This window comes from Marinicauda pacifica, from assembly GCF_004793635.1.
GTDB lineage: Bacteria > Pseudomonadota > Alphaproteobacteria > Caulobacterales > Maricaulaceae > Marinicauda > Marinicauda pacifica.
Genome location: NZ_SRXV01000098.1, coordinates 1 through 304, shown reverse-complemented (window position 1 = coordinate 304; position 304 = coordinate 1). Strand labels below are relative to the sequence as shown.

Below are 304 nucleotides of genomic sequence, written 5' to 3'. Positions count from 1 at the left end.
GAGCGCCCGGAGGAAGTCACCGACATGCAGCGCACGGTGAAGGGCGAGGTCATCGCCTCGACCTGCGACGAGCCGGCGACGCGTCACGTGCAGGTTGCCGAGATGGTGATCGAGAAGGCCAAGCGCCTGGTGGAACACAAGCGCGACGTGGTCATCCTGCTGGACTCCATCACCCGCCTCGGGCGTGCCTACAACCCCGTGGTGCCCAGCTCCGGCAAGGTGCTGACCGGGGGTGTCGACGCCAACGCCCTGCAGCGTCCCAAGCGCTTCTTCGGCGCGGCGCGCAATATCGAGGAGGGCGGCT

General features: G+C 68.1%; 1 pseudogene. It reads left to right on the top strand.

Features of this window, described 5'->3' with window-relative positions:
- Nucleotides 1–304: pseudogene (locus tag E5162_RS14550) on the top strand (transcription termination factor Rho); the annotation flags it as partial.